Source organism: Actinoplanes sp. DH11, from assembly GCF_020873875.1.
Classification (GTDB): Bacteria; Actinomycetota; Actinomycetes; order Mycobacteriales; family Micromonosporaceae; genus Actinoplanes.
Genome location: NZ_JAHWGU010000216.1, coordinates 1 through 260, shown reverse-complemented (window position 1 = coordinate 260; position 260 = coordinate 1). Strand labels below are relative to the sequence as shown.

Genomic DNA, 260 nt, shown 5'->3' with positions numbered 1-260 from the left:
ATCCACATGCAAGGTGCGCGGCATCACACCGTGCCGCATCGCCTGCACCATCTTGATGATCCCGGCGACACCCGCCGCGGCCTGCGTGTGCCCGATATTCGACTTGATCGAGCCGAGCCGCAACGGCTGCTCACGGTCCTGCCCGTAGGTGGCGAGCAGTGCCTGCGCCTCGATCGGGTCACCCAGTGTCGTACCGGTGCCGTGCGCCTCCACCACATCAACCTCGGCCGGAGCCAAACCGGCGTTGGCGAGGGCCTGCC

The 260-nt window shown here is 67.7% G+C and carries 1 protein-coding gene; it reads right to left on the bottom strand.

Annotated features, from left to right (window positions below; translation table 11 throughout):
* The coding region (locus LPA41_RS41495; RefSeq protein ID WP_229077020.1) for a hypothetical protein at positions 1–260 on the bottom strand (260 nt) is incomplete at both ends.